The sequence below is a fragment of the Allosphingosinicella sp. genome (assembly GCF_036387215.1).
In the GTDB taxonomy this organism is placed as follows: domain Bacteria; phylum Pseudomonadota; class Alphaproteobacteria; order Sphingomonadales; family Sphingomonadaceae; genus Allosphingosinicella.
In genome coordinates this window covers 1-4,420 of record NZ_DASVUE010000171.1, presented here as the reverse complement: position 1 = coordinate 4,420, position 4,420 = coordinate 1, and the positions used below count along the sequence as shown (strand labels likewise).

The 4,420-nt window shown below is 69.9% G+C and carries 4 protein-coding genes and 1 pseudogene; 1 reads left to right on the top strand and 4 read right to left on the bottom strand.

All coding sequences use genetic code 11. The features are described from left to right. The 3 genes and pseudogenes from VF662_RS07060 to VF662_RS07050 all read right to left on the bottom strand — a co-directional run. Positions 1-410 (bottom strand): annotated as a pseudogene (locus tag VF662_RS07060) (energy transducer TonB); the annotation flags it as partial. After that, on the bottom strand, positions 410-1,249 hold the full coding sequence (locus VF662_RS07055) for an energy transducer TonB (RefSeq protein WP_464139295.1): 840 nt from the start codon (positions 1,247-1,249) through the stop codon (positions 410-412). The gene VF662_RS07055 and the pseudogene VF662_RS07060, both read right to left, overlap by 1 nt. Positions 1,250-1,269: 20 nt before the next feature. Beyond that, positions 1,270-2,316: a hypothetical protein gene (locus VF662_RS07050; protein WP_464139293.1), complete on the bottom strand. Its 1,047-nt coding sequence runs from the start codon at positions 2,314-2,316 to the stop codon at positions 1,270-1,272. 177 nt (positions 2,317-2,493) lie between these two features. Here VF662_RS07050 and VF662_RS07045 point away from each other — a divergent pair, with 177 nt between their 5' ends. Next, on the top strand, positions 2,494-2,934 hold the full coding sequence (locus VF662_RS07045; protein ID WP_464139291.1) for a hypothetical protein: 441 nt from the start codon (positions 2,494-2,496) through the stop codon (positions 2,932-2,934). A gap of 21 nt (positions 2,935-2,955) precedes the next feature. Here VF662_RS07045 and argH read toward each other — a convergent pair whose 3' ends face one another. Further along, positions 2,956-4,326, bottom strand: coding sequence for an argininosuccinate lyase (gene argH / locus VF662_RS07040; protein WP_464139297.1), 1,371 nt, complete (start codon positions 4,324-4,326; stop codon positions 2,956-2,958). Positions 4,327-4,420: the final 94 nt, after the last annotated feature.

The following is a 4,420-nucleotide window of genomic DNA, read 5'->3' as shown; positions in this document are numbered from 1 at the left end:
CCTCCGGTTCCGGTTCCTTCGCCGCCGGCGCCGCTGCCGGTGCCGGGCCGGTCGGAGGCGCCTCGCGATGCGTCCCTTCCGACCGCCGGCGCCGGAGCTGCGGCGACGGGCGGCGGGACCGGGAGCCGCACTTCGGGCGGAGGCGCGGCAATGGGGGCGGCCTCGGCCTTCAACGCCGGCGGGGCAGCCGCTTCCTTCGGAGCATCTTCGCGATCGGGACGAGGCGGCTCGGGAGGCGGGGGAGGGGGCGGCGCCGCGACGTCGAACAGCTTCAGCGCGTCCGCGGCCTTGCCGGCTCCGTCATAGCCGAGGCCGACCAGCAGGAAGTAGCCGAGCAAGGCGTGGAATGCCGCGACTCCGGCCGCGGAGGCGAGCCGCTGGCGCTTGTCGGGCTGGAGCGCGGCCGCCATCAGCGCGCCCACCCGAACGATGCCATGCACGACAGGAACTCGGCCCTGCGGGCGCCGGCATCGCCCGCCCGGCCGGCGCGGGCGCGGCACTCGGCTTCGGCATATTCCGGCCGGTCCTCGGGCCGCAGCGACCAGGCCTGTTCCCATTCGACCGTGTCGGTGGTCGCGGCTCCGCTCGAATCGCGCGCGGGCATGAAGCGGAAGCGCTTGAGGATGATCCGGCAGGTGGCGTCGTCGAGCGCCGCGCTGCCGCTCGACGCGCGGATCCGGCAGGCGGTGACGCGGCCCTTGGCGCCGACGGTGAGCCGCGCGACGACGGTGCCCTGCACCCCCGCCCGTTCCGCCTCGGACGGGTAATCGGCGTCGCTGAAATGGCCCCTGATCCGACGCGTCCGCACCGGCGGGCCGCCGGTGCCGCCGCCGCCCGCGCCGTCTCCCGAGCCCCCGCCGCCCGTTCCGGTCCCTTCGCCGCCGCTGCCAGTGCCGGGGCCGGCGATGGCGGCCGCACCCTGCGACGTCTGGCTTCCGGTCCCGGCCACCGGGGCGGCGGGAAGCGGCGGCGGGAGCTTTATCGGGACAAGCGGCGGCGGCGCGACCACCGGCGAGGCATCGGCCCGGAGCGCGGGCGGAGCGGCGGCTTCCTTCGGTGCCTCGCTCCGTGCAGCCGGCGGCGGAGGCTCCGGAGGCGGAGGCGGCGGTTCCGGCCCGAGCGGCAGGAGCCTCAGCGTCGCCTCCGGCTTGTCGCCGCGATAGAAGCCGAGACCGGCGATGAGGCCGTAGACGAGCAGCGCCTGAAGCGCAGCCGCGGCGACGCCGGACGCGATCCGATCGCGGTTCAACTCCCTATCCATTCGCACCGTCACATACTCGCGCGAGACTCGGACCCGTCATTGTCGCACGGCGCCGGCGCGGAAGCCATGGGCGGCGTGCCTTCCTCGCGGGACTCGGATCCGGGGGCCGCCATTCCCTTCGCGGGAGGCCCGGGCTCCGCGGAAGTTTCATAAGGTTCGGCTTCCCTGAGCGCAAAAAGGTCGGCCCTGCGGGTGCCGCTCTCGAACCCGAAATATCGATCGCGAAGCTCGGCCCCGCGAGCGAGCGCGAACGCGCGCTCCTGCAAGAGGTCGGCTTCGGCCACCAGTTCCTCCACCTCCGTGAGCGTTCGCTGATAGCCCTCCTGGCCCCATATCCCCTGCTCCTCACCGTCAAAGTCTTCCGGGGGCGGGAAGCGGGTCCACCAGACGCCGTCATCCTCCCACACCTCGTCGCCATCGAACATGGCCGATTCCAGGAGGTCGAAATCCTCGTCCTCCGCCTCATCTTCCGGGTCCTCCCCGGCGTCCGCCGGAAGCGGCTGCTCGGCCTCGGGCCGAGGCTCGGGCAGGCCTTGCGCGATCGCGTCCATCCAGGCCGGCCAGTTCTCGAGGACCGGACCCGTTTCGGCAGCCTCGGGCAAGAGCGGGCCGAGCTTCGAGATCAGGAAGATGAGCAGGCGGTTGTCGTAGACGCGTTCCTCGCTCTTGAGCTCGCCATGATAATAATGGCCCTTGATCGTGCCCTCGACCGCGCGCTCGAACGCGATCGAAACCAGGCGGCGTGCGCCCGCCCGAATCGCCGCGTCGCACGCCCGGTCGAACGAGCGCGCCTCCGGACGGCGGCGGAGGCGGCTGGCGCTCTGTTCGGACATGCCGACCCGCGCCGCCGCCTGGCGGGCGACGCCGGTATCGGCCAGCGCCTCGACATATTCGAGCTGCTTCTCGGGCGTCCAGCCGTCGATCCGGTAGCGGAGCGGGACGGCATCGAAGCCGGGAACGTCCTGAGCGGCGGGATGGTTGACGGGAGAGGCGGGCTCGTCGGCCGGAGCCTCGGGGGCGGATGCGCTTCCAAGCGCGATGCGGTTCTGGTCCATCCGCCAGTTTGAACCACAAAGGTTATACAATAGGAAAGACTTTTTTCGTGGCGGTTCGCTGCCGCTCCGGATCGATGCTTTGACAGGGCCGGTTCCGGAGCGTTTCCGGAAATTGGGCGTTCATCAGATCGTCTCTATGGCCGTCAGTTCCGGCCAGGCGTTGAAAGGAGACTGTCGATGCACCTCTGTCTTAAGATCGGCGCCGTTGCGGCTGTCGCACTCTCGGCCGCGCCCGCTCTTGCCCAATATCAATATCAGGACCGCACCAGGACCGGCCGGGTCGCCGACGAGATCGCCCGGACGGTGGAGGAAACCGCCCGCGCCGTCGGCACCGTCAGGGATTCGCTGGACCGAAGCCTGTACGACGTTCGCTTCCGCGGCCCCGAGCGCGCGGCGATCGATGCGTGCCGGCCCCATGTCGAGCGCTACGGACGCATGCGCGTCGACCATGTGCGGCCCTACAAAAGGGGCAGCTGGCGGGTCTACGGAATCACCGAAGGCTATGGCGGCTATTACGACAGCTATCGGAGCCGCAGCTACGGCCCGAGAAGCTTTACCTGCACCCTGAGCTATGACGGCCGGATCAAGGTGAAGACGAAGCGGCTGCGGCGCTACTGAGGGCGCCCCGGCGCGGCCACCTCAGGCGCCGGGCTTTTCCTTTGCAGCCGCGATGCGCGCCCGGACGTTGTCGGGAGCAGTGCCGCCGTGGCTGGTGCGGCTTCGGACGGAGGCTTCGGCGGTGAGCACCGCGTAGACGCGCTCGTCGATCCTCGGATCGATGCCCTGCAGTGAAGCGAGATCGAGCTCGGCGAGGCCGACGCCGCGCTCCTCCGCCAGCTTCACGGTGCGGCCGACGATGTGGTGCGCCTCGCGGAACGGCACGTCGGCCGCCTGGACCAGCCAGTCGGCAAGATCGGTGGCGGTGGAATAGCCGGCCTCCGCCGCGGCGCGCATTCGGGCGGTGTCGAAGCGGGTCTGCTCGACCATCCCGGCGAGCGCGTTCAGGGACAGCATCAGGAGATCGTGCGCTTCGAAGACGGGCGCCTTGTCGTTCTGCATGTCCTTCGAATAAGCGAGCGGAAGCCCCTTCATCGTCACGATCAGCGCGGTCATCGCACCGGCGATACGGCCGGAATGGCCGCGGACGAGCTCGGCGGCGTCAGGGTTGCGCTTCTGCGGCATGATCGACGAGCCGGTCGAATATTCGTCGGGCAGGTGCACGAAGCCGAAGAAGGAGGTCGACCAGATGATCAGCTCCTCGGCGAGCCGCGACAGGTGAAGGCTGCACTGGACTGCGGCCATCAGGTAATCGAGCGCGAAATCGCGATCCGAGACGGAGTCGATCGAATTGTCGGTAGGCCTCGAGAAGCCGAGCGCCCGGGCTGTGGCATGGCGGTCGATCGGAAAGCTGGTGCCGGCGAGCGCGGCGGCACCGAGCGGGCATTCGTCGAGCCGGGCCGCCGCGTCCGCAAAGCGCGACCGGTCCCGCCGGAGCATCTCGTAATAGGCCATGAGATGGTGGCCGAGAGTCACCGGCTGAGCTGTCTGGAGGTGCGTGAAGCCGGGCATGACGCTGTCTGCATGCTGCTCCGCGCGATCGAGGAGGATGCGCTGGAACGCCCCGATCGCATTGTCCGCTTCGGCGATCGCGGAGCGCACCCACATCCGGAAGTCGGTCGCCACCTGGTCGTTCCGCGAACGGGCGGTGTGGAGGCGGCCGGCGGCGGGGCCGATCAGCTCGCCGAGCCGGTGCTCGACATGCATGTGGATGTCCTCGAGCGCCATGTCCTCCGCGACGCCGCTCCGCTCATATTCGGAGGCGATGGTACCGAGGCCGGAGAGGATCGCTTCGGCATCCTCGGCACCGATGATGCCGCGGTCCCGGAGCATTGCGGCGTGGGCGGCGGAGCCTGCGAGATCCTCCCGCCAGAGGCGCTTGTCGACTCCGATCGAAGCGTTGATTTCGCGCATCAGATCGGAGCTCTCCTTGCCGAAGCGGCCGCCCCAGATGCTGCTGCTCTTCCGATCCACCGCCATGATTTCGTCCCGCCGCCTCATGCTGCGCGGGGGATAAGCCGGGGAGCTGGAGACGGCAAGGCAAGGG

Excerpts from the sequence above, each read along its gene's own strand:
- VF662_RS07050 (WP_464139293.1), bottom strand. The coding sequence starts at position 2,316 with ATGGACCAGAACCGCATCGCGCTTGGAAGCGCATCCGCCCCCGAGGCT.
- VF662_RS07045 (WP_464139291.1), top strand. The coding sequence starts at position 2,494 with ATGCACCTCTGTCTTAAGATCGGCGCCGTTGCGGCTGTCGCACTCTCG.